The sequence below is a fragment of the Paraburkholderia sejongensis genome, from assembly GCF_020880815.1.
GTDB classification, from domain to species: Bacteria; Pseudomonadota; Gammaproteobacteria; order Burkholderiales; family Burkholderiaceae; genus Paraburkholderia; species Paraburkholderia sejongensis.
On the sequence record NZ_JAJITD010000001.1, the window covers coordinates 361037 to 383389 of the forward strand.

General features: G+C 65.1%; 30 protein-coding genes and 2 tRNA genes. 15 read left to right on the forward strand and 17 right to left on the reverse strand.

Going from position 1 to position 22353, the window contains the following annotated elements:
* Positions 1-56 precede the first annotated feature (56 nt).
* Positions 57-1082 (forward strand): Gfo/Idh/MocA family protein, encoded by a 1026-nt coding sequence (locus LJ656_RS01435; protein WP_230507495.1) that lies wholly within the window; start codon positions 57-59, stop codon positions 1080-1082.
* A gap of 13 nt (positions 1083-1095) precedes the next feature.
* On the opposite strand, the gene LJ656_RS01440 is transcribed toward LJ656_RS01435, so the two are convergent.
* The 7 genes from LJ656_RS01440 to LJ656_RS01470 all read right to left on the reverse strand — a co-directional run bounded on the left by LJ656_RS01440 (position 1096) and on the right by LJ656_RS01470 (position 6939).
* Positions 1096-1755, reverse strand: coding sequence for an amino acid ABC transporter permease (locus LJ656_RS01440; protein WP_230507496.1), 660 nt, complete (start codon positions 1753-1755; stop codon positions 1096-1098).
* A 248-nt stretch (positions 1756-2003) separates the two neighbouring features.
* A complete protein-coding gene (locus LJ656_RS01445; RefSeq protein ID WP_230507497.1) occupies positions 2004-2798 on the reverse strand; it encodes a cystine ABC transporter substrate-binding protein in 795 nt (264 codons plus the stop codon).
* A gap of 139 nt (positions 2799-2937) precedes the next feature.
* Positions 2938-3960, reverse strand: a complete 1023-nt coding sequence (locus LJ656_RS01450) for a quinone-dependent dihydroorotate dehydrogenase (protein WP_329958779.1) — start codon at positions 3958-3960, stop codon at positions 2938-2940.
* 106 nt (positions 3961-4066) lie between these two features.
* Positions 4067-4900 carry an arginyltransferase gene (locus LJ656_RS01455; protein ID WP_230507499.1) on the reverse strand — a complete coding sequence of 278 codons (834 nt, stop codon included), beginning with the start codon at positions 4898-4900 and terminating at the stop codon, positions 4067-4069.
* A gap of 107 nt (positions 4901-5007) precedes the next feature.
* The gene (gene aat / locus LJ656_RS01460) at positions 5008-5745 is read right to left on the reverse strand and encodes a leucyl/phenylalanyl-tRNA--protein transferase (RefSeq protein WP_230507500.1); all 738 of its coding nucleotides are present in this window, start codon (positions 5743-5745) and stop codon (positions 5008-5010) included.
* Between the two features lie 9 nt (positions 5746-5754).
* Positions 5755-6300 carry an NUDIX hydrolase gene (locus LJ656_RS01465; protein ID WP_074284429.1) on the reverse strand — a complete coding sequence of 182 codons (546 nt, stop codon included), beginning with the start codon at positions 6298-6300 and terminating at the stop codon, positions 5755-5757.
* A 562-nt stretch (positions 6301-6862) separates the two neighbouring features.
* A tRNA-Met gene (locus LJ656_RS01470) sits at positions 6863-6939 on the reverse strand.
* Positions 6940-7152: 213 nt separating this feature from the next.
* Between LJ656_RS01470 and LJ656_RS01475 the strand changes: the two genes are divergently transcribed.
* Positions 7153-7650 carry a heme-degrading domain-containing protein gene (locus LJ656_RS01475; RefSeq protein ID WP_230507501.1) on the forward strand — a complete coding sequence of 166 codons (498 nt, stop codon included), beginning with the start codon at positions 7153-7155 and terminating at the stop codon, positions 7648-7650.
* A 10-nt stretch (positions 7651-7660) separates the two neighbouring features.
* Entirely contained in the window at positions 7661-7993 is a 333-nt protein-coding gene (locus LJ656_RS01480; RefSeq protein ID WP_425605901.1) for a DMT family transporter, read from the forward strand.
* A 29-nt stretch (positions 7994-8022) separates the two neighbouring features.
* Here LJ656_RS01480 and LJ656_RS01485 read toward each other — a convergent pair whose 3' ends face one another.
* Both LJ656_RS01485 and LJ656_RS01490 read right to left on the reverse strand, forming a co-directional pair.
* A complete protein-coding gene (locus LJ656_RS01485; RefSeq protein WP_230507900.1) occupies positions 8023-8421 on the reverse strand; it encodes a hypothetical protein in 399 nt (132 codons plus the stop codon).
* A gap of 89 nt (positions 8422-8510) precedes the next feature.
* Positions 8511-8714, reverse strand: coding sequence for a hypothetical protein (locus LJ656_RS01490; protein ID WP_230507503.1), 204 nt, complete (start codon positions 8712-8714; stop codon positions 8511-8513).
* Between the two features lie 252 nt (positions 8715-8966).
* Between LJ656_RS01490 and LJ656_RS01495 the strand changes: the two genes are divergently transcribed.
* Both LJ656_RS01495 and LJ656_RS01500 read left to right on the forward strand, forming a co-directional pair.
* Positions 8967-9266, forward strand: a complete 300-nt coding sequence (locus LJ656_RS01495) for a hypothetical protein (RefSeq protein WP_230507504.1) — start codon at positions 8967-8969, stop codon at positions 9264-9266.
* Positions 9267-9418: 152 nt separating this feature from the next.
* Entirely contained in the window at positions 9419-9703 is a 285-nt protein-coding gene (locus LJ656_RS01500) for a DUF1488 family protein (RefSeq protein WP_230507505.1), read from the forward strand.
* Between the two features lie 133 nt (positions 9704-9836).
* Here LJ656_RS01500 and LJ656_RS01505 read toward each other — a convergent pair whose 3' ends face one another.
* Positions 9837-10808, reverse strand: coding sequence for an NAD-dependent epimerase/dehydratase family protein (locus LJ656_RS01505; RefSeq protein WP_230507506.1), 972 nt, complete (start codon positions 10806-10808; stop codon positions 9837-9839).
* A gap of 127 nt (positions 10809-10935) precedes the next feature.
* Here LJ656_RS01505 and LJ656_RS01510 point away from each other — a divergent pair, with 127 nt between their 5' ends.
* Both LJ656_RS01510 and LJ656_RS01515 read left to right on the forward strand, forming a co-directional pair.
* Positions 10936-11691: a TetR/AcrR family transcriptional regulator gene (locus LJ656_RS01510; protein WP_230507507.1), complete on the forward strand. Its 756-nt coding sequence runs from the start codon at positions 10936-10938 to the stop codon at positions 11689-11691.
* Between the two features lie 47 nt (positions 11692-11738).
* Positions 11739-12875: an enoyl-CoA hydratase/isomerase family protein gene (locus LJ656_RS01515; RefSeq protein ID WP_230507508.1), complete on the forward strand. Its 1137-nt coding sequence runs from the start codon at positions 11739-11741 to the stop codon at positions 12873-12875.
* An 18-nt stretch (positions 12876-12893) separates the two neighbouring features.
* Here the strand turns inward: LJ656_RS01515 and LJ656_RS01520 are convergent, their stop codons facing one another.
* Positions 12894-13319, reverse strand: coding sequence for a hypothetical protein (locus LJ656_RS01520; protein ID WP_230507509.1), 426 nt, complete (start codon positions 13317-13319; stop codon positions 12894-12896).
* A 186-nt stretch (positions 13320-13505) separates the two neighbouring features.
* Positions 13506-13709 (reverse strand): hypothetical protein, encoded by a 204-nt coding sequence (locus LJ656_RS01525; RefSeq protein WP_230507510.1) that lies wholly within the window; start codon positions 13707-13709, stop codon positions 13506-13508.
* Between the two features lie 152 nt (positions 13710-13861).
* Between LJ656_RS01525 and ssuD the strand changes: the two genes are divergently transcribed.
* From ssuD to LJ656_RS01545, 4 genes are all read left to right on the forward strand, one after another.
* On the forward strand, positions 13862-15022 hold the full coding sequence (gene ssuD, locus LJ656_RS01530) for an FMNH2-dependent alkanesulfonate monooxygenase (protein WP_230507511.1): 1161 nt from the start codon (positions 13862-13864) through the stop codon (positions 15020-15022).
* A gap of 44 nt (positions 15023-15066) precedes the next feature.
* Positions 15067-15915 carry an aliphatic sulfonate ABC transporter permease SsuC gene (gene ssuC / locus LJ656_RS01535; RefSeq protein ID WP_230507512.1) on the forward strand — a complete coding sequence of 283 codons (849 nt, stop codon included), beginning with the start codon at positions 15067-15069 and terminating at the stop codon, positions 15913-15915.
* Positions 15912-16856 carry an ATP-binding cassette domain-containing protein gene (locus LJ656_RS01540; RefSeq protein WP_230507513.1) on the forward strand — a complete coding sequence of 315 codons (945 nt, stop codon included), beginning with the start codon at positions 15912-15914 and terminating at the stop codon, positions 16854-16856. Before ssuC ends, LJ656_RS01540 begins: the two co-directional genes overlap by 4 nt.
* 78 nt (positions 16857-16934) lie before the next feature.
* Positions 16935-17150 carry a TOBE domain-containing protein gene (locus LJ656_RS01545; protein ID WP_074763818.1) on the forward strand — a complete coding sequence of 72 codons (216 nt, stop codon included), beginning with the start codon at positions 16935-16937 and terminating at the stop codon, positions 17148-17150.
* A 162-nt stretch (positions 17151-17312) separates the two neighbouring features.
* Here the strand turns inward: LJ656_RS01545 and LJ656_RS01550 are convergent, their stop codons facing one another.
* On the reverse strand, positions 17313-17615 hold the full coding sequence (locus LJ656_RS01550; protein WP_230507514.1) for a hypothetical protein: 303 nt from the start codon (positions 17613-17615) through the stop codon (positions 17313-17315).
* Positions 17616-17914: 299 nt separating this feature from the next.
* Between LJ656_RS01550 and LJ656_RS01555 the strand changes: the two genes are divergently transcribed.
* Positions 17915-18112, forward strand: a complete 198-nt coding sequence (locus LJ656_RS01555) for a hypothetical protein (protein ID WP_230507515.1) — start codon at positions 17915-17917, stop codon at positions 18110-18112.
* A gap of 122 nt (positions 18113-18234) precedes the next feature.
* The gene (locus LJ656_RS01560) at positions 18235-18477 is read left to right on the forward strand and encodes a DUF6566 family protein (RefSeq protein WP_230507516.1); all 243 of its coding nucleotides are present in this window, start codon (positions 18235-18237) and stop codon (positions 18475-18477) included.
* Between the two features lie 115 nt (positions 18478-18592).
* Here LJ656_RS01560 and LJ656_RS01565 read toward each other — a convergent pair whose 3' ends face one another.
* A complete protein-coding gene (locus tag LJ656_RS01565; protein WP_230507517.1) occupies positions 18593-18868 on the reverse strand; it encodes a hypothetical protein in 276 nt (91 codons plus the stop codon).
* A gap of 507 nt (positions 18869-19375) precedes the next feature.
* Here LJ656_RS01565 and dusA point away from each other — a divergent pair.
* The gene (dusA, locus tag LJ656_RS01570) at positions 19376-20326 is read left to right on the forward strand and encodes a tRNA dihydrouridine(20/20a) synthase DusA (RefSeq protein ID WP_230507901.1); all 951 of its coding nucleotides are present in this window, start codon (positions 19376-19378) and stop codon (positions 20324-20326) included.
* Positions 20327-20415: 89 nt separating this feature from the next.
* A tRNA-His gene (locus LJ656_RS01575) sits at positions 20416-20491 on the forward strand.
* A gap of 251 nt (positions 20492-20742) precedes the next feature.
* On the opposite strand, the gene LJ656_RS01580 is transcribed toward LJ656_RS01575, so the two are convergent.
* The 3 genes from LJ656_RS01580 to LJ656_RS01590 form a co-directional block, all read right to left on the reverse strand.
* Positions 20743-21111: a hypothetical protein gene (locus LJ656_RS01580; protein WP_230507518.1), complete on the reverse strand. Its 369-nt coding sequence runs from the start codon at positions 21109-21111 to the stop codon at positions 20743-20745.
* Between the two features lie 431 nt (positions 21112-21542).
* Positions 21543-21788 (reverse strand): hypothetical protein, encoded by a 246-nt coding sequence (locus tag LJ656_RS01585; protein ID WP_230507519.1) that lies wholly within the window; start codon positions 21786-21788, stop codon positions 21543-21545.
* Positions 21789-22078: 290 nt separating this feature from the next.
* Positions 22079-22303 carry a DUF3820 family protein gene (locus LJ656_RS01590; protein ID WP_230507520.1) on the reverse strand — a complete coding sequence of 75 codons (225 nt, stop codon included), beginning with the start codon at positions 22301-22303 and terminating at the stop codon, positions 22079-22081.
* Positions 22304-22353 lie beyond the last annotated feature (50 nt).

Sequence of the window (22353 nt, forward strand, 5' to 3'; positions counted from 1 at the left end):
GGGCGGCATGCGCGACAATAGCGGCTGTTCGAACCGCAAGGACCCCTGGCCCCCCGATGACAGACACGACCCCTCAGGCAAATTCCCACTCAACTCTTCCGATCGACCCGGCCCGCGAAATTCGCTGGGGCATCGTCGGTACCGGCCGGATAGCGCGCCGCTTCGCGCAAGGGCTCGCCCATGTGCCGCAGGCGCGGCTCGCCGCGCTGTGGTCGCGGCGCGCGCAACCGGCCCACGCGTTCGCGGCCGAATTCGGCGGCACGCCGTGCGACAGCTTCGACGCGCTGCTCGCAAGCGGTATCGACGCACTCTATATCGCCACTTTGCAGGACAGTCACGCGGACTACGCGATCGCCGCGTTGCAGGCGGGCCTGCACGTGCTGTGCGAAAAACCGGCGACCATCAATCGCGCGCAGCTCGAACGCGTGCTCGCGGCCGCGCGCGCATCGCAGCGTCTGTTCATGGAAGCGATGAAGCCGTCGTTTTATCCGTTGTACAGAAAGTTGCGCGCGCAACTGGCGGCCGCGCCGATCGGCGAGGTCGGTCTCGTGCGCGCGGGCTGCTCGGTGCCGGGCGTGCCGGCCGATCATCCGTCGCTGTCGTTCGAGCACGCGGGCGGCGCGCTGCTCGATATCGGCGTCTATGAAATGTTTCTCGCGGTCGACTGGCTCGGCGCGCCGCGCGACGTGCAGACGCTCGGGCGGCTCGGCGCGAGCGGCGTCGATACGTTCGCGAGTCTGAACAGCCTGCACGAGCGCGGCGGCATCGCGCAGCTATTTTGCGGACTCGATCTGCACGGCAAGGGCGATGCGCTGCTGATGGCCAAAGGCGGGCACGTAACGATTCACGAGCCGTGGTGGAACCCGTCGCGCGCGACGATCCGCTATGCGGACGGCCGCGTGGTCGAACTCGACGAACCGTTCGAGGGCGGCGGGCTGAACTACGAGACCGCGCACTTTTGCGAGCTGATTCGCGCGGGGCAGCTGGAAAGTCCGCTGATGCCCCACGCGACGTCGCTGGCGATGATCGCGATGGCCGACGCCGCGCGCGCGGCGCTGGGGCTCAGGTTCGCCGGCGAGTGACGCAGCGCGCGACTCAGTGCCGGGTCGGCAGCGCGAGGCGCCTTTCGTACCAGCGCTGCACCCATTCGAGCACCTGGCACAGCACCCAGTAGATGGCCGCTGCTGCGAGATACAGCGGCAGCGGCTGATAGGTCGACGCGATGATTTCCTGCGCGCTGCGCAGCAGCTCGGTCACCGTGATCACCGACACCAGCGAGGTGTCCTTGATCAGGCTGATCAGGCTGTTCGACAGGCTCGGCACGGCGATGCGCAGCGCCTGCGGCGCGATCACGTAGCGCAGCGTCTGGCGGCGCGACAGGCCGAGGCTGTACGACGCGAGCCACTGACCCTGGTGAATCCCGAGGATCGCGCCGCGCATGCTCTCCGACAGGTACGCGGCGACGTTCGCCGACAGCGCGATCACGCCGGCCGGCGTGGGCTCGAGCGAGATGCCGAAGCTCGGCAGACCGTAATAAATCACGAAGATCTGCACCAGCAGCGGCGTGCCGCGCATTATGCTGACGTAGATGCGCGCGAGCCAGTTCAGCGGGCGGCTGTGGCTGATGCCCATCAGCGCGAGCACCGCGCCGCCGATCAGGCCGAAGATCATCGACAGGACCGCGAACTTGATCGTCAGCACGGCGCCCTGCGCGAGCACCGGCAGCGATTCGACCAGCAGGGAAGGGATGGACATGGGTGGTGTACTGAGTGGCGCGCAAAGCGCACATCATAAACTTTGGCGCGCGTGATGGCGCGGCTCGCGCGCGGCGCATTGGGGTATACGTGACGCGCGCTCGCGCGGGCCTTGGGGATCGCGCGTGCCTCGGCGAGGGCGGCGTGCGGCGGGCCGCATGACCGCGCGGCACGTCGATGGCAGGCGCCGCACAAAAACGAAGGGCGGCATCGCCGCGGATGCCGCCCTTCGTCGCACGCGGTGCGTATTTATTTGGCCGGCTTCGTGACGTCGATACCGAACCACTTGTCCGAGATCTTCGCGAACGTGCCGTCCGCTTCGAGCTGGGCCATTGCGTCGTCGATCGCCTTCGCGAACTTCGGATTGCCCTTGCGGAACGGAATCCCCGACGGGTTGCCCGCGCCGACGTTCGCGCCGGTGCGAAGCGGCAGCTGCGAGTTCTTCAGCAGGTACGCGAGCATCAGACGGTCGTTGAGCGCCGCGTCGAGCCGGCCGGCGGCCAGATCGCGCAGGTACTCGGGCGCGCCCGGGTAGGTCTTCACGTCGATGCCGGGCACCGACTTGGCCATGTCCATGTAGTTGGTGCCGAGGCCGACGCCGAGCTTCTTGCCTTTCAGCTCCTCGAGCGAGTTGAACTGGCGGGTGTCGTCCTTGCGCTGGATCAACTGCGCGAACGAGTACGTGTACGGCGTCGAGAAGTCGAGCGACTGCTTGCGCGCGTCGGTGATGCCGACCTGGTTGACGATCACGTCGAACTTGCCCGCCTGCAGGCCGGCGATGATGCCGCTCCATTCGGTCGTGACGAATTCCGGCTTCACGCCGAGCTTCGCGGCGACCGCCCTGGCGATGTCGACGTCATAGCCGACCAGTTCGCCCGACGGCGCTTTCGAGTTGAACGGCGGGAAGGTGCCTTCGAGACCGATGCGCAGCGTGCCGCGTTGCTTGACCTGGTCGAGCAGATCTTCCGCATGCGCGGCGACGGCGGTAAACGACGCGCCGATCAGCGCGACGGCGAGCAGCTTTTTCAGCAGACCGAATTTCATCGTGTTCCTTTGTGTACGTCTTGAGTACGTGTGGCTTTGAACGGGCGCAAGCATAACAAACGAAGCTATCGAAACCAAAATACCGTTTGTGTATGTCTATATTCCGTGCGCATAGCGCAGGCCCGCGCGACTTTGCGCGTTAGCGCAGCGCCTGCACGCATTCGGCGACGAGCGCGGGTCCCCGGTAGATGAAGCCCGTGTAAAGCTGCACCAGCGACGCGCCGGCCGCGAGCTTGGCGCGCGCGTCCTCGCCCGAGAAGATGCCGCCGACGCCGATGATCGGCACCGTGTCGCCGACCTCGGCGCGCAGCTTGCGGATCACCTCGTTCGACGCGTCGAACACCGGCTTGCCCGACAGGCCGCCGGCTTCGTCGCCGTACTGCATGCCGGTCACCGCGGTGCGCGAGAGCGTGGTGTTGGTCGCGATCACGCCTTCGAATTTGTGGCGCAGCAGCGTGTCGGCGATCGACTTGACCTGCTCATCGTCGAGGTCCGGCGCGATCTTCAGCGCGAGCGGCACGAGCTTGCCGTGCAGGTCGGCGAGACGCTGCTGCTTGTCTTTCAGCGCGGCGAGCAGCGCGTCGAGTTCGCCCGCGCCCTGCAGTTGGCGCAGATTCTTCGTATTCGGCGACGAGATGTTGACCGTCACGTAGCTCGCGAACGGATACACGCGTTCGAGGCAGTACAGATAGTCCTCGGCGGCGCGCTCGATCGGCGTGTCGGCGTTCTTGCCGATGTTCAAGCCGAGGATGCCGCGATAGCGCGCGGCCTGCACGTTCTTCACGAACTGGTCGACGCCGGCGTTGTTGAAACCCATCCGGTTGATCACCGCGTGCGCCTGCGGCAGCCGGAACATGCGCGGGCGCGGATTGCCCGGCTGCGCGCGCGGCGTGACCGTGCCGACCTCGATGAAACCGAAGCCGAGCGCCGCCAGACCGTCGATGCAGGCGCCGTCCTTGTCGAGCCCCGCCGCGAGCCCGACCGGGTTGCGGAACGTCAGTCCCATCACGGTGCGCGGCGCATCCGGCACGCGCGCCGCGAGCGCGCCGGCGAGGCCGGTGCGGCCGGCGGCGCCGAGCATGCGCAAGGTCAGGTGATGAGCGTCTTCCGCGTCCATGCGAAAGAGTTGGGCGCGAATAAGCGGGTAAAGGGAGCTAAGCACGGGATGAAGCCGGACGGCCGAAAAATGGGAACCCGCTATTTTACCGGCTTTGCGCGCGCGGGCGGCGCACTGCGCGGGCGCTTGCGGTCAGGGCTGGGATGACGGCTCAAGGCTTGAGCGGGCCGCGCCGTCCGTGCATCGCGAAATCGACCGGCGGCAGATCGATGCTGGCCGGATCGAGCACGCGCCAAGCGCCGTCGATGAGGCCTTCCAGCGGACGGAAATTCGCTTTGTACGCCATCTTCGGACTCTCGCGAATCCAGTAGCCGAGATACACGTAGGGCAGATTCAGGCTGCGCGCCTGCTCGATCTGCCAGTAGATGTTGTAGGTGCCGAAGCTCGCATGCGGCAGGCCGGGCTCGAAGAACGTGTACACCGACGAGAGTCCGTCGCCGAGGATGTCGATCATGCTGATCATGCGCAGCGCGCCCGGCGCGTCCGGACGCGTGTTCGGACTCGCGGCGGCCGGCTCGCGGAATTCGACGAGGCGCGAGTTGATCCGGCTTTGCAGCAGGAACTGCTCGTACTGATCGCGGCTGTCGCGGTCCATCCCGCCGCCCGCATGCCGGGCCGACTGGTAGCGCATATACAGCGCGTAGTGTTCCTCGTCGTAGTGCAATGGCGCGACGGTCGCGATCAGGCCGCCGTGCTTTTTCCACACGCGCCGCTGCGTGCGATTGGGCTGAAACTGCTCGACCGGCACACGCACCGGCACGCACGCGCGGCAGCCGTCGCAATACGGCCGATAGGTGAACACGCCCGAGCGCCGGAAGCCCGCCTTGACGAGATCCGTGTAGACGTCCGAATTGATCAGGTGACTGGGAGTGGCGACCTGCGAGCGCGCGATGCGGCCGTCCAGGTAACTGCAGGGGTAGGGCGCCGTTGCATAAAATTGCAGCGCGGAAAGCGGGGAAAGAGGCAGCTCGTTGGGATGAGTCACGTTGGCAGCTCTCGATGCGTCTCTGTAATGCAAACCCGGCGCGCCTGGCAGCTCGGAGGCCGCGATTCGGTGAGCGGCGGCGCCGGATTCGGCCTGATTCTTTCTTCCTACGCCGCCCGCGTGACGAGCTCGAGCAGGACGGTCTTGTCGAAGCGCCACGGAATCGCCGGGGCGCCGACCGCCGCGCGAACATGCGCGACGAACGCCTTGCGCGCTATCTCGCGACCGCCCAGCGAGGCCAGATGCGACGTGTTCTGCTGGCAGTCTATCATTTCTATTTCGTGACGTCGCAAGTGGGAAACGAGCGCGGCCAGCGCCATTTTCGAGCCGTCGGTGACCTCGGTATACATCGATTCGCCGAAGAACATCCGGCCGAGCGACACCCCATACAGGCCGCCCACGCGCCTGCCTTCGAACCAGGTTTCGATGCTGTGCGCGTCGCCGAGGCGGTGCAGCGTCGAATACGCTTCGACGACCTCGGCGGTGATCCATGTGCCGCGCTGGCCGCGTCGCGGCGCCTGCGCGCACGAGCGCATCACCGCGGCGAAATCGTGATCGACGCGGATTTCCCACGCGTCGTCGCGCAACACGTGTTTGAGCGTCTTGCGCAGCGACGGCGACAGTTTGAATTCGGCGGGGCGCAGGATCATGCGTGGATCGGGACTCCACCACAGCACCGGCTGGCCGTCCGAATACCACGGGAAGATGCCGCGGCGGTAAGCATCGAGCAGGCGCGACGGCAGCAGGTCGCCGCTCGCCGCGAGCAGGCCGGGCGCGCCGCTCGCCGCGCTGAGCGCGCGCTCGACGGGCGGAAACGGATCGTCGGCACCGAGCCAGGGAACCATGCGCGCCGCTCAGCCTTCGCGCAGCGAGCGGAAGATGTCGCCGGTATGCAGGCCGAAACTGCCGGCCGCGCGGTCGGCGAAAAAGAACCGCAGCGTTTGGCCGACGGTCGGAAACGCGATCTCGTCCCAAGGGATCTCGTGCTCCTCGAACAGCTTCACTTCGAGGCTTTCTTCACCAGCGGCAATGTCGAGATCGAGCAGCCGCGCCATGTAGAACAGATGCACCTGATGCACGTGCGGCACGTTCAGCAGCGAAAACAGGTTCTGCACTTCGACGCGCGCGCCGGCTTCCTCGAGTGTTTCGCGCGACGCGGCCTCGGCGGTCGTCTCGCCCATTTCCATGAAGCCGGCCGGCAGGGTCCAGTAGCCGTAGCGCGGCTCGATCGCGCGCCGGCACAGCAGCACCTTGTCGTCCCAGACTGGAACGGTGCCGACCACGTTGCGCGGGTTCTGATAGTGCACCGTGCCGCAACTGCCGCACACGAAACGCTCGCGATTGTCGCCCGGCGGAATGCTCAGACTGACGCCGTGGCCGCAGACAGAACAGAATTTCATAGAGAGGGGACGAGAAAGGGTGATAGGAGTTTATCACCGGGGCGGGGCTTTTCTGAGACGCTGGAGAGGCTATGCGGCGGGGGCGCAGCTTCGATCGCAGTGCCCGCCCGGCAACGCCGTCGCGCGCACGGCCAGGTCTGACATTGGTTGACAGTCGATTTTCAACTCCGCTGATAGCATCGGTCCCGATGGTTGCAATGGAAGCCCCCCGCGTCCGCTGCAGTCATCTGTTCTCTCTTGTACATTGCCTCGTAGTCTTGGGCGCGTCATTTGTTTGACGCGCTTTTTTTTTCGCCTGAAGGCTCGGGATCTCAGTGGCGCTCTGTCGATTTATGGACTCTTTTTTCGTTTTTGTGTTTTTGTCCCTGGCGCTGGTTCTGTATTGCGCCGTGGTGATCTGGCTGGGCTAGGGCGGCCGCTTTTATTTTTTGCATCTATTGCCTGCGAATTCTTCCGGGAGCCGGCATCCGCATCGCCCGCGTCCGGCGATGCGCACAAAAAGCGGACGACAAAAACAAAAAAGGGTTACACGCCGATGCGTTGTAACCCTTCAATGACTTCGTGGTTGCGGGGGTAGGATTTGAACCTACGACCTTCGGGTTATGAGCCCGACGAGCTGCCAGACTGCTCCACCCCGCGTCCGTCGAAGAAAAGATTATAGAACAACCAAACGGCGAATGCAATAGCTATGTAAGGACTAGCTTCATAACCGAAACAGGTTGCGCAGCAAGCGGATACGTAGCGCGCGAAAAAGCCGGTTTCGAACGCTGCGCTAGAATCCAGATCTCCACGCGGCTCGCTATGTTCTGGCACGGCGAGCGCTTCAACTCTCTGATCCCGCTTCGAACCCCTATGGATATCGCTCACGATCTACAGCTGATTGCCGTTCAGGAAAAGACGCTCGTTTTCCCCCGTTTCGATGCCGACCGCGCGTGGCAAGTCGGTGCCTATCTGCACGAGGTCGCGAAAGCGCGCGGTATCGCCGCCGCGATCGACGTGCGCACGTTCGGCCAGCCGCTGTTCTTCAGCCTGCTCGACGGTGCGACCCCGGACAACGTCGACTGGGCCCGCCGCAAGGGCAATACGGTCGCGCATTTCCGGCGCAGCTCGTACGCGATCGGTCTGAAGATGCAGCAAGCGGGCGCATCGCTTGCCGACAAGCACGGTTTGCCGGCCACCGAATACGCGTCGCACGGCGGCGCGTTTCCGTTGACAGTGCAGGGCGCGGGCGTGATCGGCTCGATCACCGTGTCGGGCCTGCCGCAGCGAGCGGACCACGAACTGGTGGTCGAAGCGCTGTGCGCGCATCTCGGTCACGACTACGGCAAGCTCGCGCTCGCGAAGGCCTGAGCCGATGCGGTTGCCTCCGTATGCGTTGCTCGCGATCGCGATCGTCGCCGAAGTGATCGCGACTTCGGCGATGCGGGCCTCCGACGGCTTTACGCGCGTGCTGCCGTCCGCGCTCGTGGTGGCCGGTTATGGCGTCGCGTTTTACTGCCTGTCGCTGACGCTCAAAAGCATTCCGGTCGGGGTCGTGTACGCGGTCTGGTCGGGCGCGGGGATCGTGCTGATTACGCTCGTCGCGCTGGTGCTGTACCGGCAGGTGCCAGATCTGCCGGCGATTATCGGGCTCGGGCTGATCGTCGCCGGCGTCGCGGTGCTCAATCTCTTTTCGAAGATGCAGGCGCATTGAGCGCCTGCCGCGCGCGGCAATGACTTCGCTTACTTGCAGCGGATGATCATCGAGCGGTTCTTGACGTTCGCCGACACGACGTTCGTCACGCTGCCGCCGGCGGTGCCGCCTTCGTCGTTATCTTTCGACACGATGTCGTAGCCGGTCGCGCCGCAGGCCTTGCCGGCCTGCACGTAGCACGACGCCCAGCTCGAGCCGGCGTCGGCGCCGCTGCAGTTGATCGCGAAGCCGCTCTGACCGTTCGGCAGGTTGATCAGCGACGTGGTGTTCGACGACGCGCAGCCGGCAATGCCGGCTGCGAGCAGCAACGCGGCGGGCAGCGCGGCCGGGCGCGATGCGCGCCGCACGAGCGGCACGACGGCCAGCGCCGCGTTCGAGCGAAGGCGAAAAAATCGGTCGGCGCGGCGCGCTTGCGTCGTGAAATGCATCGTAATGAGTCCTTTCATGCGGATAAATCGGGCTGGCCGGTTGGCCGATAAGGTGCGCCTTACGACGCGCGTTCAAGCGTGTGCAGCGGCTAGGAATCTTCGAGCCCGAGTTCGAACCTCAGACCCGCGGCGCCGATGAGCCGGCGAGCTTCGTCGCCTTCCGCGGTGGCCGCGTCTTCCCAGATACTGATCGCTTTCGGAATGTCGATGCCGTGATTTTCGGCGTACGCGAACCACAGGTTCGCGGCTTGCGGCTCGGGCAGTTCGTGATCCTGCAAAAAATATTTTCCCATATGGCATTCGCTGAACTTGGGGAGTGCGTGGAAGAATGGTCGGGCGAGCGCGCCCGGTACGTCGCTCGTGACGCTTCGACCAGCGTGTCCTGCATAAGTTATGCAAGCGTCGAACGGCGGTCGCGCAGAACTTATCGTGTCGCGATGCGCCTTATTGTGTCAGTGCGGGTCGCGTTTGAGCAGGTCCGCGCATTCGTTTGCGATGCGCGGACAACGCGCCCGCCCGGCAATCGTAAAAGAGGAGAGCGAACCATGGCTGAACGGGTCAGTGGCCCTTATCGCGGTTATTACATCAGCGCTGCCGCGCGTCTCGTGCCGGTCGGCAGCGCATCGAGCACGCCGGGCGCGGCGAGCATTGAGCCGGGCGGCGAGGTGCAAAGCACCTACGTCGGCTCGGTCAGCCTCGCCGAACTCGGTCCCGACGATCCGCACCGGATGGAAACCCTGCTGGAACTGGGCGACCGCCAGCGCTTCGGTAGCGAAGAAGAGGCGCTCGCGTTCGTCGAACAGGCGGCGCGCGATTATGTCGACCGTCTGCTCGACGGGCAGTGACGCCGCGCAGTAACGCCGGCAGTGACCCCGGGCGGCCCGCGCTGGACCCCGGTCCGGCGCGGCGAGTACCATAGCGAAACCCGCGCGGGAGCGGCGGCCGGCGGCGCTGTCCGAGCGCCGGCGCCGCTCCCGCAATCTTTGAAGAGGCGACCATGGAAATCCGCTTTCCCGCAGACGCGCCTGCTTACCGCGACTCGAACCTGACCGTGGTCTTTTCCGCGTTGGTGGATGGCGAGCCGGTCCCGTGCGCGATCTCGGTCGAAGCGCTCGAGGATCATTTCGGCGCGTACAGCGAGGACCTCGAGGGCTGGCTGCGCGCGTTCGACGCCGGCCGCCCCCGCATCGAGGCGGTGGCGCGCGAGCATCTGCAGATCAGTAACGGTACGCCGGTGCTGCTCAAGAGCGGGCATTTTCCGCCCGGGCAGATGGCGGGCTAGCCGGCATCGCGTGCCGGCAATCAACTACGGCGGGCTCGCGCTCGCGGGCAGCGCTTCAGCAAGCTTCCTTCCGGTTCCGGAGTTCCCACGCGCATTCGCAGCGCCCTCGCAGCGCTTTCGCCGCGCCTTCTTACTAGTTCGTGCCGCGCGCCGCTGCCTCGCGCGCCGCTTCGACGCATCGCCGGATACCTTCCTGATACGAGGTTTTTTCTATCGGCCCGAGCAAAGCCGTTAGCGCGCTGTCGTCGAGCACCACGGGCTCGGTCATCAGGTAGTTCATCTCCACCAACTCCCGCATCAGTGGACTGAACAGGCCGAGCACACGCAGCATGCTCTTGCCGGCCACCATCAGCTTCGGCTCCGTTCCCATCAGTGCATACGCTTGCCGCGCGATCTCGCGCTGCGTGATCGTGCCGGTACCGGCCAGATGCCACCAGCGTCCATAGGCTTGCGGCGTGCGCGTGAGCGTTTCGACGACCGGGCCGATGTCCGGTAAATACACAAACTCGTGCGGCACGTCGATCGGTCCGATCATCTGCGCGCGCTTGCCGCTTGCCGCGCCGACGAATAGGCCATTGAGCAGACTGCGTTCGATGTTCGGTCCATAAAAGTCGGGCAGCCGTAGCACCAGCGTTTCGAGCCCGCGCTGGCCATGCGCGGCCAGAACGAGCTGCTCCTGCGCGAGCCGCATGCGCCCTTTGAACGTATGCGGTTCACGCGGATGATCCTCGCGGATCGGATTGCCGCGCGCGCGACCGTACGGATACACGGTGCCGATCAGGATCAGACGTTCGACGCCCGCCGCGGTCACGCCGGCCAGCGTTTTCTCCATCAACGCAGGATGCTGCGCGAACCGGTGGTACGGCACGCCGACCAGATAGATGATGGTCTGCAGGCCGGCCGCCGCGGCTTCGATCGAGCGCGGATCGTCGGGATACCACGTGACTATCTCCGCGCGCGGGTCGTTGCCGAACGCGCGTTGCAGCGGCTCGCGCGAGCGGCCGACCACGCGGTAGTCGCGACCGGCCGCGCTCAATGCCGTCGCGATGCTTTGCCCGGCCGCGCCCGCGGCACCGAATAAACCGACTTTTCCCGTGACTTGCATGACGACTCCCTGTGTGCGGCGCGAGTTTCCCGCGTGCAATGACAAATGAAAACTTACTGAACACTGTTCACTAAACGGTGTTCAGTTTAATTTGACTTTTCAGTTTGTCAATCTCAAAATCGCGGACATGGGAATCGCCGAACGAAAAAACCGCCAGAAGCAGGCGCTGCGCGAACGCATCCTCGATGCCGCGCGGCGCATCGTGATGCGCGAGGGATTTGCCGCGCTGTCGATGCGCAAGATCGCCGACGCAATCGAATATTCGCCCGCGACGCTGTACCTGCATTTCGCGAGCCGCGACGAGATCGCGCAAGCGCTGTGCGAAGAGGGTTTCGCGCAGTTGCTCGAGACTTTCGCGCCGCTCGCGCGCATCGAGGATCCAGCGCAGCGGCTGAAGGCGCTCGGGCGCGCGTATGTGGCGTTCGGCGTCGAGCACCCGCAGACGTACCGGCTGATCTTCATGGAGGATCCGAGCTATACCGGCGCGGCGTTCGGGGCGATGGCGGGGGCGCGCGAAGGGAAGGCAAGCGCGGCGGCTGCGGAGGTGGAAGAAGCCGGTGACACGCCCGCCGCGCTGCCCAACCAGGTTAGCGCAAGCGCCGACGATTCCGGCAGCGCCGCGCTGCGCATCATGATCGACGCGCTCGACGAATTACGCGCGGCGGGGCGTCTATCGGCGCCGGTCGCCCAGGTGGACTCGGCAATCCTCGCCGAAGCGTTATGGGCGGCCCTGCACGGCATCGTCGCGCTCAATCTCACGTGTCCGGTTTTCCCGAACGCGCCGCTCGATGCGCTCGTCGGCGTGACGCTCGATGCGTGGCTCGGCGCGCCGCCCGCCAGCGGCGCCGCGTCCCCCGCGAAACGCAAGGCCGCGCGCACGTGATAACGTTCAGTTCCCCGTCACGCTAGCGCCGCCGCGCGCCGTTCTCCATGTCCACGTCCGCCTCGCCCGCCGTCAGCGACGAAATCGCGACCCACGTCACCAACCGTATCGGCTTCATCGAACTGGAGCGGCCCAAGGCGCTGAACGCGTTGTCGACCGGGATGATCCGCGCGATGCACGCGGCGCTCGACGAGTGGCGCGAGGATCCCGAGGTGCTGGCGGTGGTGGTGCGCAGCCGGCATGCGCGCGCGCTGTGCGCGGGCGGCGACATCCGCTTCATGTACGAGGCCGCGCAACGCGGTGACCAGCGGGCGCGCGACACGTTCTTCAGCGAGGAGTACCGGCTCAATCACGCGATCTTCACCTATCCGAAGCCGTATATCGCGTTGATGAACGGCATCGTGATGGGCGGCGGGATGGGCATCTCGCAGGGCGCGCATCGCACCGGCGGATTGCGCGTCGTCACGCAATCGACGCAGATGGCGATGCCCGAGACCCGCATCGGCCTGTTTCCCGACGTCGGCGCCAGCTGGTTTCTCGCCCGCACGCCGGGCGCGCTCGGCCGCTATCTGGCGGTGACCGGCGCGACGATCGGCGCGGCCGATGCCCTGTACGCCGGCCTCGCCGATGTCTATATCGACGAGCAGGCGTTGCCCGCGTTGCTCGACACGCTGGGCCGCGAGCCGTTCGAGCGCGGCGCCGAGGTGGTCGCGTGCATCGAGCGTGAGGCGGCCGCGTATCGGGTCGCGCCAGCGCCCGAGGATGCGCCGCTCGCCCACGCGCGCACGTTGATCGACCGGCATTTCGCGCTGCCGGATCTCGCGCGCATTCTCGCGTCGCTCGAACAGGAGCGCGCGCGCGGCGGCGAGGGGGCGGAGTGGGCCGAGCAGACGATCGCGGTGTTGCGCGAGCGCTCGCCGTTGTCGATGGCGGTCTCGCTGGAGGTGGTCACGCGCGCGGAGGGCTCGATGGCCGACGTGCTGCGCGTCGATCTCGATCTGACGCGCTCGAGCTTTGCGCTCGGCGATACGGTGGAGGGGATCCGCGCGCGCATCATCGACAAGGACAACGCGCCGCGCTGGCGTTTCGCGCGGATCGAGGACGTCAGCGCGGCCGACGTCGAGCGGATGTTCGAGAGCCCGTGGCCCGCGAACGAGCATCCGTTGCGCGAGCTGCGCGGCTGAACGCGCAGCGAGGCGCGCTTACTCTTCGTCCTCGGTTGCCATGAACGCGCGCATGAACACGAGCGCGCCCCAGCCCCACATTGCATTGGCCGCGAAGCCGACCGCGAGACGCGGCAGCATGTTGCCGCTCGGCCAGATGCCGCGCAGTGGATCGACGACGAACACGCTGGCCGCCGTCAGCACGATGCCGCCGAATACGAAGGCCGGCACCCACGGCGCGCGACGATGCGGCGCGACGCGCAGCAGCCAGGCCATCAGCACGGCCCAGCACGCGCTCCAGATCGCGTTCGCGATGAACTCAGGCAGGCCGAGCGGCAGGAACGGCGCGGTCGAAAAACCGCTTGAATCGATGATGCCGGCCGCGTGCATCAGCGACAGCGTCGATTCGTGAAAAAACAGCGAAGCCAGAAAACCGGCGACAAACGGCAGAATTATTTTTTGCATGCATTGCACCCGCACAGTACAGGCGGCGCAATTGTTTGCAAAACCCGTACCGGATGATAGGAAAACGTGCGCCATTATATCGACAGGGGTCGTGTTGCCTGCGATGGCGTGCATAAAGCGCAACACCTGTATGCCCGAGCGACGGGCTAATCACGAAAGCGGAATTCCTAAGCTAAAAAAAATCGTTCAAAAGCCGCGGACCGCTCCATAGACTGTTTCCTCATGCAGACGGCGCCGGTCGCCGTCATTTGTCGAATCGAGCGCATCACGCGCACGTTGGTCGAGGAATCCCGTCGCGATGTCCAGCCTGATGCCGAATCCCTGTTGCCGCACGGCCTGCATGTGCAGAAAGCCGCGCGGCCGTCCGCCCGGCGCATAGCCGATAGCCATTGCTGGCGGCCCGAGCCGCCGTGCGTTTCTCAATTCCTTCGCTTGCGTCGCAGCGCGTGGCCGGATACCGGCCCGCTGCGCGCGGCCGGCGTGCGCGCGGCGTTCGCGCGCAGCGTTTCCATTTACGTTTAGAACGAGGCAGGAGCAATAACATGAATGTGTTCTGGTTCATTCCGACTCACGGCGATAGCCGCTATCTCGGTACGTCCCAAGGCGCACGTGCCGCCGACTACGATTACTTCCGCCAGATCGCGGTCGCCGCCGATACGCTCGGCTACGAAGGCGTGCTGCTGCCGACCGGGCGCTCGTGCGAAGACGCGTGGGTGGTCGCATCGAGCCTGATTGCCGCGACCCAGCGCCTGAAGTTTCTGGTCGCGGTGCGCCCGGGACTGTCGTCGCCGGGGCTGGCCGCGCGGATGGCGGCGACCTTCGACCGGTTGTCGAACGGGCGTTTGCTGATCAACGTGGTGACCGGCGGCGATGCGACCGAGCTGGCCGGCGACGGCGTGTTCGTCGATCACGACACCCGCTACGAAATCACGGACGAGTACCTGCATATCTGGCGCAAGCTGCTCGCCGCGTCGCACACCAACGACGCGATCGATTTCGACGGCAAGCATCTGCAATCGCAGGGCGGCAAGGCGCTCTATCCGCCGGTGCAGAAGCCGCATCCGCCGCTGTGGTTCGGCGGCTCGTCGGCGGCCGCGCACGATATCGCGGCGGATCATATCGATACCTATCTGACGTGGGGCGAGCCGCCTGAAGCAGTCGCGAAGAAGATTGCCGACATTCGCGCGCGCGCCGAGTCGCGCGGCCGGCAGATCCGCTTCGGCATCCGCCTGCACGTGATCGTGCGCGAGACCGAAGAGGAGGCGTGGGCCGCCGCCGACAAGCTGATCAGCAAGCTCGACGACGACACGATCGCGCGCGCCCAGGCGTCGTTCGCGAAGATGGACTCGGAGGGGCAGCGCCGCATGGCCGCGCTGCACGGCGGCAAGCGCGGCGGGCGCGAGCAGCTCGAAATCTATCCGAACCTGTGGGCCGGCGTCGGCCTCGTGCGCGGCGGCGCCGGTACCGCGCTGGTCGGCAATCCCGAGCAGGTCGCCGAGCGTATGAAGGAATATGCGGCGCTCGGCATCGACACGTTCATCCTGTCCGGCTATCCGCACCTGGAGGAATCCTATCGATTCGCCGAACTCGTGTTTCCGTTGCTGCCGCAGCGCGCGAGCAAGGTCGCCAATGGTCCGCTGTCGGGACCGTTCGGCGAGATCGTCGGCACCAGCGAGCTGCCAAAGGCGGCGAGCGCGAGCTGAGCGCGCGCGACGCACGGTTTGGGTTCGCACAAGGAGAAAACATCATGACGCAAGGCACTTTGAGCGCGGCCGCGCCGCCGGACGCGCAGGCGTCGCGCGGCGCGCGCGCCGACGCATTGCGCCGCTTCGGCGCGCATCTGCTGCCGTGGCTCGCACCGCTCGCGATCCTGCTCGCGTGGGAACTGGCCGCGCGCAGCGGCGCGCTGTCGACCCGCGTGCTGCCCGAGCCGCTCGCGGTCGTGAAGGCCGCGTGGTCGCTGATCCAGTCGGGCCAGATGTGGGCGGACGTGCGCGTCAGCACGTGGCGCGCGGTGTCGGGCTTTGCGATCGGCGGCGGGATCGGCCTCGTGCTTGGACTTGCGACCGGGCTGTTCCGGCCCGCCGAAATCATGCTCGATTCGAGCGTGCAGATGATCCGCAACATCCCCGCGCTGGCGATGATTCCGTTAGTGATCCTGTGGTTCGGCATCGAAGAGGAGGCGAAGGTGTTTCTCGTCGCGCTCGGGGTGTTTTTCCCGGTCTACGTGAATACCTTCCACGGCATCCGCTCGGTCGACGCGAACCTGATCGAAATGGCGCGCAGCTATGGCGTCAGCGGCTTCGCGCTGTACCGGCACGTGATCCTGCCCGGCGCGCTGCCGTCGATCCTCGTCGGCGTGCGCTTCGCGCTCGGCCTGATGTGGGTCACGTTGATTGTCGCCGAGACCATTTCCGCGCAATCGGGCATCGGCTACATGACGATGAACGCGCGCGAATTCCTGCAAACCGATGTGGTGGTGGTCGGCATTCTGCTGTACGCGGCGCTCGGCAAAGCGGCCGACATGCTCGCGAAGAGCCTCGAGCGCGTGTCGCTGCGCTGGCATCCGGCCTATCAGCGAGGAGCGAAAGCATGAGCGCAACGACGTTATCGACGAGCTTCGGCGGCATCGCCGGCCGCGATCTGGAGGCCGAACTCGCGCAGCCGCGGGTGGGGGAACGGGCCGCGCCGCTCACGCGCCACGATGCGCGCAACGCCAACGATTACGCGGTGCAGCTGCGCGGCGTCGGCAAACGCTACGGCGAGCGCGCGGTGCTGTCGGACTTCGATCTGTCGATCGAGCGCGGCAGTTTCGTCGCGATCGTCGGGCGCAGCGGTTGCGGTAAATCGACGTTGCTGCGGCTCGTCGCCGGACTTGAGACGGCGACTGCGGGCGTGCTCGACAAGCGCGCCGCGGATGGTACCCCGCTCGATACCCGGATCATGTTTCAGGACGCCCGTTTGCTGCCGTGGAAGAGCGTGCTGCAGAACGTGATGCTTGGCCTGGGCCGCGGCGCGCGCGACGATGCGCGGGCGGTGCTCGCCGAAGTCGGTCTGCTGGAGCGCGCGAACGACTGGCCCGCGCAGCTGTCGGGCGGTCAACGGCAGCGCGTCGCGCTTGCGCGGGCGCTCGTGCATCGTCCGCAACTGCTGTTGCTCGATGAACCGCTCGGCGCGCTCGATGCGTTGACGCGCATCGAAATGCACGCGCTGATCGAGAGGCTTTGGCGCGAACATCGCTTCACCGCGCTGCTCGTGACTCACGACGTGCATGAAGCGGTCGCGTTGGGCGACCGGATTTTGCTGATCGAAGAGGGGCGCATCGCGCTCGATCAGCCGGTCGCGCTCGAGCGGCCGCGCGCGCGGGCGTCGGCTGGTTTCGCCGCGCTGGAAGAGCACGTGCTGCAGCGCGTGCTGAAAAACGCGCCCAATGACGATGCGCTGTCGCAGCATGGCTACGAGCCTTTCGACCCGTACGGCGTGGCGGCTCCGGTGGAGCGGCGCGCCCGGCCGACCGAGGTGCGCTGGGCGGTCTGAAGTCCGAGCGGGCCAGCTGATTCGCGTGGTCCGATCATCCGTGTTTCGTTTTCAACTGTATCTGTGGAGTTAATTCAAATGAGCATTTCCGCCATCAACGTGCGTAATCAGTTCAAAGGCAAGATCAAGGAAATCATCCGCGGTTCGGTGGTGTCCGAAGTCGACGTGGAAACGCCGTTCGGGATCGTTACGTCGGTGATTACGACGCGCTCGGTCGACGAGCTCGAATTGAAGGTCGGCTCGGAAGTGGTCGCGCTCGTGAAGTCGACCGAGGTGTCGATCGCGCGGTTGTGAGTGCGGTTGTGAGTGCGGCGGTTGGGATGGCGCTGCTGTCGAGCTGCCGCGTGGCGCTACGGCGGTGGCGCTCCCGCAGCGGTACTTCCACTGTGATGCTGCGGCCATCACGCTGCCGCAGCGATCATTCTGCGGTGATTCGGCCGCAAGGCCCGCACGACGCTATTTTGCATTCGCGCCGCTCGCGGGCGGCGGGTGCGACATGTGATCGTTGGTCGGCTTGTCCGGCCGCTTGATCGGCATGTTGTCGGGATTACTGGCGCCGCCCGCGCCCGACGCCGCTTCGGGCGGTTTGGCCATCGGCGCATGGCTATCCGGCGGCGCACTCGGGGCGGACTTCGTCTGCCCAAAGGCTGCGGCGCTGCATGCGAGCGCCGCGACGAAGGCGGGCGCCAGCACCGCTGCATGCGCCGATGTGTGTGCGAAAGCGGCCACCGTCCGCGCCGACCATCTGCTTTGTTTCATATCGTTCTCCTTCGATGCCGCGTGCCGTCGCGATTCGGGCCCGCATGATGGGTAGACACCCCGCTGCATCGACAATCAGCTAGTAGCACACGGTGTTCCGGGGCGCGCGGTCAGCCGGCGGCGTGCTCGCGCCGTGTCGACACGCGCGCAAACGAAACTGTTTGCGTGCGTGCCGCCATTGCGGTTCAAGGCGGCGTGGCCAGCGTGCACGATCCACTATCGCGGCCGCGTGGCGCAGAGCACCTGCATCGGCGGATGAAACTTGCTAGGATGAATTGAGCATTCCGACGGAGACGGCCATGTCGAGATCCTTGAGTCCAGAAGCGGTCGAAGCGTTGCGGCGTCTGAACGACGTCGGTGTCGGACAGACGGCGCCCGAAGTCGCGCAGTCCGCCGTGGCGGAGTTGCTGGCGAGCGGCCTCGTGGCCGAGGCGGGCAGCGGCGAGGTCGAAATCAATTGCAGCGGCCGGCAGTATCTGTCCGGCGATTGCGACTGATTGGCCGGTCGGCAACGATTCGAAGGAACGGTGGCAGGTCGCAGGCGAGTCGCGAGCGATCGCGACATTCGCGGGACGCGTGCGGCCGCTTGCAGGCGAGCAGCGATACCACGGAGGCAAGCATGGAGCCGAAGGGCCTCGACATGGGCGATTACCAGGAGCGCTATGGCGACTACGACATCGAGGTCGCGGTCGAGCAGGTGCTCACCGGTGTGAAGGCGCATTTTCGGGTGCTGCGCAATGATGCGACGGTAGTCGACTGGCAACTGGTGCATATCGACCAGCTGTGGCCCACGGAGCATGCGGCCGCCGAGGCGGGGCTGCGCGCGGCGCGCGAGGTAATCGACGCCGGGCTGGCGGGTTAGCCGCGAATTGGATGCTGTGTAAACGCCGCTGGCGCCGGCATCGATACTCGATGCGCGGCGCCAGGTTGGGCGCTGCCCTACGCGGGCAGCGAATTCAACGGTGCGAGCCGGCTGCTTACTGACCGAAGAACACCGACTGCGGGCCGTTCGCACGTTCCGCGTGGGCGCCCGACTGCGACGATGCGCTCTTCACGCCGCCGTAAGCGGTCGTGCCGTTGTTGGCGCTGGCGCGTTCTGCGGCGATGGTCTGCTCGTTCTGGCCTTGCTGCGAAGCCGGTGCGCCAACCGACGGACGGTAGAACGGTGCCGGACCATAGCCGCTGGCAAAAGCGGGGGCGGCGATCGAGGCGGAAGCGGCAACCAGCAGGGCGGCGATGAACTTGGTCTTCATGAGGAAACTCCGATAACGTTTCGACTGCATTTCAGGGAGGCGTCGCAGGAGCCGGTGAGGTAGGTGTCCGCGACATCAATGGAACCGAGTGTATACCCGTACTATCGAAAATTTGTACCGATAATATGAATTTACTATTCCCGATCTGAAAACAATCGGTCCGAGCTTTGCGCGACAAGGGTCACCTGTGGTCTGACCCTGTTGACCAAGGGTTTTTTGACAGGAGCCGCGAAGTGATAGCGCGGATTTGACGGACAAGGCGCCGCGAGGCCTCCCATGCCGAGTTCAGGCGAAAGCTGGCCGGCTAGCGTATACTTTTGCGTTTTGCGCGTGCTGGCTGACGGCGTTAGTCGTCCTTCAGGCGCTGCAACGTGGTCGCCGGGGCGCAAACGATCAGAACCATAAAAACGAGCCACGGTCGAGTGCCCGCGGATTACCCGCAACTCCATGAATTCTCAGCAAAACTCAGTGAAAACAAGCCCCCGCCGCGTATCCGTCGCGCCGATGATGGACTGGACAGATCGTCATTGCCGTTCGCTGCATCGGATGATTTCGCGCCACACCTGGCTCTACACCGAGATGGTGACGACCGGCGCACTGCTGCACGGCGACGTGCCGCGCCATCTCGCGTTTACGCCCGATGAAGCACCGGTTGCGCTGCAACTCGGCGGCAGCGAGCCCGACGATCTGGCGCGCTCGGCGAAGCTCGGCGAGCAATGGGGCTACGACGAAATCAACCTGAACTGTGGCTGCCCGTCGGAGCGGGTGCAGCGCGGCGCGTTTGGCGCATGCCTGATGAACGAGCCGCGACTCGTCGCCGACTGCGTGAAGGCGATGCGCGACGTGGTGTCGGTGCCGGTGACGGTCAAGCACCGGATCGGTGTCGATGCGGTCGAGGAATATGGGTTCGTGCGCGATTTCGTCGGCACGATCGCCGAGGCAGGCTGCGAGGTGTTCATCGTCCACGCGCGCAACGCGATCCTGAAGGGGCTGAGCCCGAAGGAAAATCGCGAGATTCCGCCGCTCAAATACGATTACGCGTATCAGCTGAAGCGCGACTTTCCGCAGCTGGAAATCATCATCAACGGCGGGATCAAGACGCTCGATGAAGTCGAGTTGCACCTTCAGCATGTGGATGGCGTGATGCTCGGGCGCGAGGCTTATCACAATCCGTATGTGCTGGCCGACGTCGACGCGCGTTTCTACGGTGCGACGCAAGCGCCGCTGACCCGCGACCAGGTCGAAGCAAAACTGATCGAGTATTGCGCGGCGGAAATGGCGCGCGGCACCTATCTCGGCGCGATCACCCGGCATGCGCTGGGGCTGTATCGCGGCGAAGCGGGCGCACGCGGTTGGCGCCGGGTTCTGTCCGATAGCAAGCGGCTTGCTGCGCGCGACCTGGCCATCTTCGACGAGGCAAGACAGCATCTGCGTGAGCCCGTCGAAATTTTTGAATAAAGGGCTAGGCAAACGCAAATCTTGTTCGTATAATCTTGCTTCTTCGTCGGCGAGACAAGTTTTTAAAGCAAGTCAAGCAGATGTTAGTGGTGGCTGTAGCTCAGTTGGTAGAGTCCAGGATTGTGATTCCTGTCGTCGTGGGTTCGAGTCCCATCAGCCACCCCAAAGAATTCAGGCAGTAAAGTTTTGCAAACGGCGTTGTGAGAAATCACAACGCCGTTTTTGTTTTGTCTGGGCTCTTTGAGTTTTGCCCCGCGAGTTCCTCGACATGGAGTGCGGCGCTCGCATTGCGCCCCGGTCCAGGCAATCGCGGGATCGTTTGCTTCGTGCTGGTGCAACGGGGCGCACCTCCCTTCGCACAAACGAGGCCGGAGTAAGAGCGCGGCGGACACGAGTTCAGCGTCGTCGACGGCCCCTCAATGCCCGTGTCCGCCCATCCCACCCCCGCTGCTCCACGAACTCCCGCCTCCATGCACGCCGCCGTATCCGCCGCCGTGCCAGCCGCCATGACCGCCGTGCCAACCGCCGCCCTGGCCGTGCCAGCCGCCGGGACCATGCCAGTAGCCGTGGCCACCGTGGTAATAGCAGCACGGACCGCCGAATCCGCCATAGATACCGACCGTCCCATACACCGGCGCATAGGGCGGTCCATACGCATACGGATAGTAGGGCGCCGCGTAGTCATAGCCGTATCCGTAGCCATATCCCGGAGACGGCGCGACCGCGCAGCCGGTGAAACTCGCTGCCGCCGCCAGCAGTGTCATCGATGCCATCAGCCTGCTCACGATTTTCTCCTTGCGTCATAAATCTCGGAAAAGCCGCGCGCAGCAGAGTTCAGCCGCATTTGTGTCCGCGCGTTACGGTGGCCGGGCCGCTCTCGCGCTGAACCGTTGCGATGAAATGAACGAAGTGAAGCGACGCGCATTCGATCGCGTGCGGCGCGTGATCGCGCTTAATCGTTTGACCTGCTCAGAGCAGCCGTCGTGCCACCGGCGACCTGTGTCGCATTCCACCAGAGCGCGAGGCAGACAGTAAGACAAATCAGGCGGGACGGGCGCGAGGCTCCGGCGTTATAGAACGTCGCTACAGCACCGGCAGCAGCGCGACGCTTTATTTGAATCGCTATAGCAGCGTTTGGGGCCGAGACGTGTGCCGCGCTTTCTCGACAGAGCACTGCGCAACACGGAAGCTCGCAACATGACCAGCATGCCGGGCATCAATGCGTAATGGCGCCCACCTGATGCAACAACGGATATACGCCGACAACGAATGCCGCATACAACGCGGCCATCGTCACGCCGGCGGCGGTGCCCCAGATATCACGCGACGCGGCGCCCTGGCGGAAATGCATCGGCAAGCCGACCGCCAGATAGCCGATCAGAAAGAACACGACGACCGCGAGCACGGGCGGCAAATCGTGGCCGATAAATCCTGGCAACGCGGACAGATTGAATGAATGCATGGGGCGGACAAACGCGCAAGGAGGGGATTCGCGCCACGTCGGCACACGAGAATCCGAACCGACGAATAGCGCAGGATCGACGTCACGCTCGACGCTTTGCGTCACGACGATCTATGCCGATTAAAGTCCACGCCTATGCGATACGCAAGCAAAACACTGTTTAAATTTTTTACCGACAAGACTTGCTTGCAACTGGCCTGCGACACGACTTTCAGCGAGCGTTGGCCGCGCTTCGCGCGGCTTTCATCGCGAGTGTGCAGCAAGTTCATCGCGAGTCCGCGACGCTCGCTTCAACGCTTGCGCGCAGCCTTCAGAAGCGGTTCGAGCAGCGGCTTCAAACCGTTGTGATCGATCTCGTGCATCAGCGCGAGCAGACGGCCGATCTCGCCGGGCGGAAAACCTTCTCTCGCGAACCAGTTCAGATAATGGCCGGGCAGCTCCGCGATCAGGCGGCCCTGGTATTTGCCGTACGGCATCACGCGTGTGACCAGCAGTTCGAGTTGTTCGGGATTCATCGCGACGTGATGCAGGTGAATGACAGCCAGGTGGCCGGTAAGTAGCCAGT

Coding starts and splice junctions, on each gene's coding strand:
- LJ656_RS01435 (WP_230507495.1), top strand. CDS start 57: ATGACAGACACGACCCCTCAGGCAAATTCCCACTCAACTCTTCCGATC.
- LJ656_RS01440 (WP_230507496.1), bottom strand. CDS start 1,755: ATGTCCATCCCTTCCCTGCTGGTCGAATCGCTGCCGGTGCTCGCGCAG.
- LJ656_RS01445 (WP_230507497.1), bottom strand. CDS start 2,798: ATGAAATTCGGTCTGCTGAAAAAGCTGCTCGCCGTCGCGCTGATCGGC.
- aat (WP_230507500.1), bottom strand. CDS start 5,745: ATGGTTCCCTGGCTCGGTGCCGACGATCCGTTTCCGCCCGTCGAGCGC.
- LJ656_RS01465 (WP_074284429.1), bottom strand. CDS start 6,300: ATGAAATTCTGTTCTGTCTGCGGCCACGGCGTCAGTCTGAGCATTCCG.
- LJ656_RS01475 (WP_230507501.1), top strand. CDS start 7,153: ATGGATATCGCTCACGATCTACAGCTGATTGCCGTTCAGGAAAAGACG.
- LJ656_RS01485 (WP_230507900.1), bottom strand. CDS start 8,421: ATGCATTTCACGACGCAAGCGCGCCGCGCCGACCGATTTTTTCGCCTT.
- LJ656_RS01490 (WP_230507503.1), bottom strand. CDS start 8,714: ATGGGAAAATATTTTTTGCAGGATCACGAACTGCCCGAGCCGCAAGCC.
- LJ656_RS01495 (WP_230507504.1), top strand. CDS start 8,967: ATGGCTGAACGGGTCAGTGGCCCTTATCGCGGTTATTACATCAGCGCT.
- LJ656_RS01500 (WP_230507505.1), top strand. CDS start 9,419: ATGGAAATCCGCTTTCCCGCAGACGCGCCTGCTTACCGCGACTCGAAC.
- LJ656_RS01505 (WP_230507506.1), bottom strand. CDS start 10,808: ATGCAAGTCACGGGAAAAGTCGGTTTATTCGGTGCCGCGGGCGCGGCC.
- LJ656_RS01510 (WP_230507507.1), top strand. CDS start 10,936: ATGGGAATCGCCGAACGAAAAAACCGCCAGAAGCAGGCGCTGCGCGAA.
- LJ656_RS01515 (WP_230507508.1), top strand. CDS start 11,739: ATGTCCACGTCCGCCTCGCCCGCCGTCAGCGACGAAATCGCGACCCAC.
- LJ656_RS01520 (WP_230507509.1), bottom strand. CDS start 13,319: ATGCAAAAAATAATTCTGCCGTTTGTCGCCGGTTTTCTGGCTTCGCTG.
- LJ656_RS01525 (WP_230507510.1), bottom strand. CDS start 13,709: ATGGCTATCGGCTATGCGCCGGGCGGACGGCCGCGCGGCTTTCTGCAC.
- ssuD (WP_230507511.1), top strand. CDS start 13,862: ATGAATGTGTTCTGGTTCATTCCGACTCACGGCGATAGCCGCTATCTC.
- ssuC (WP_230507512.1), top strand. CDS start 15,067: ATGACGCAAGGCACTTTGAGCGCGGCCGCGCCGCCGGACGCGCAGGCG.
- LJ656_RS01540 (WP_230507513.1), top strand. CDS start 15,912: ATGAGCGCAACGACGTTATCGACGAGCTTCGGCGGCATCGCCGGCCGC.
- LJ656_RS01545 (WP_074763818.1), top strand. CDS start 16,935: ATGAGCATTTCCGCCATCAACGTGCGTAATCAGTTCAAAGGCAAGATC.
- LJ656_RS01550 (WP_230507514.1), bottom strand. CDS start 17,615: ATGAAACAAAGCAGATGGTCGGCGCGGACGGTGGCCGCTTTCGCACAC.
- LJ656_RS01555 (WP_230507515.1), top strand. CDS start 17,915: ATGTCGAGATCCTTGAGTCCAGAAGCGGTCGAAGCGTTGCGGCGTCTG.
- LJ656_RS01560 (WP_230507516.1), top strand. CDS start 18,235: ATGGAGCCGAAGGGCCTCGACATGGGCGATTACCAGGAGCGCTATGGC.
- LJ656_RS01565 (WP_230507517.1), bottom strand. CDS start 18,868: ATGAAGACCAAGTTCATCGCCGCCCTGCTGGTTGCCGCTTCCGCCTCG.
- dusA (WP_230507901.1), top strand. CDS start 19,376: ATGGACTGGACAGATCGTCATTGCCGTTCGCTGCATCGGATGATTTCG.
- LJ656_RS01585 (WP_230507519.1), bottom strand. CDS start 21,788: ATGCATTCATTCAATCTGTCCGCGTTGCCAGGATTTATCGGCCACGAT.
- LJ656_RS01590 (WP_230507520.1), bottom strand. CDS start 22,303: ATGAATCCCGAACAACTCGAACTGCTGGTCACACGCGTGATGCCGTAC.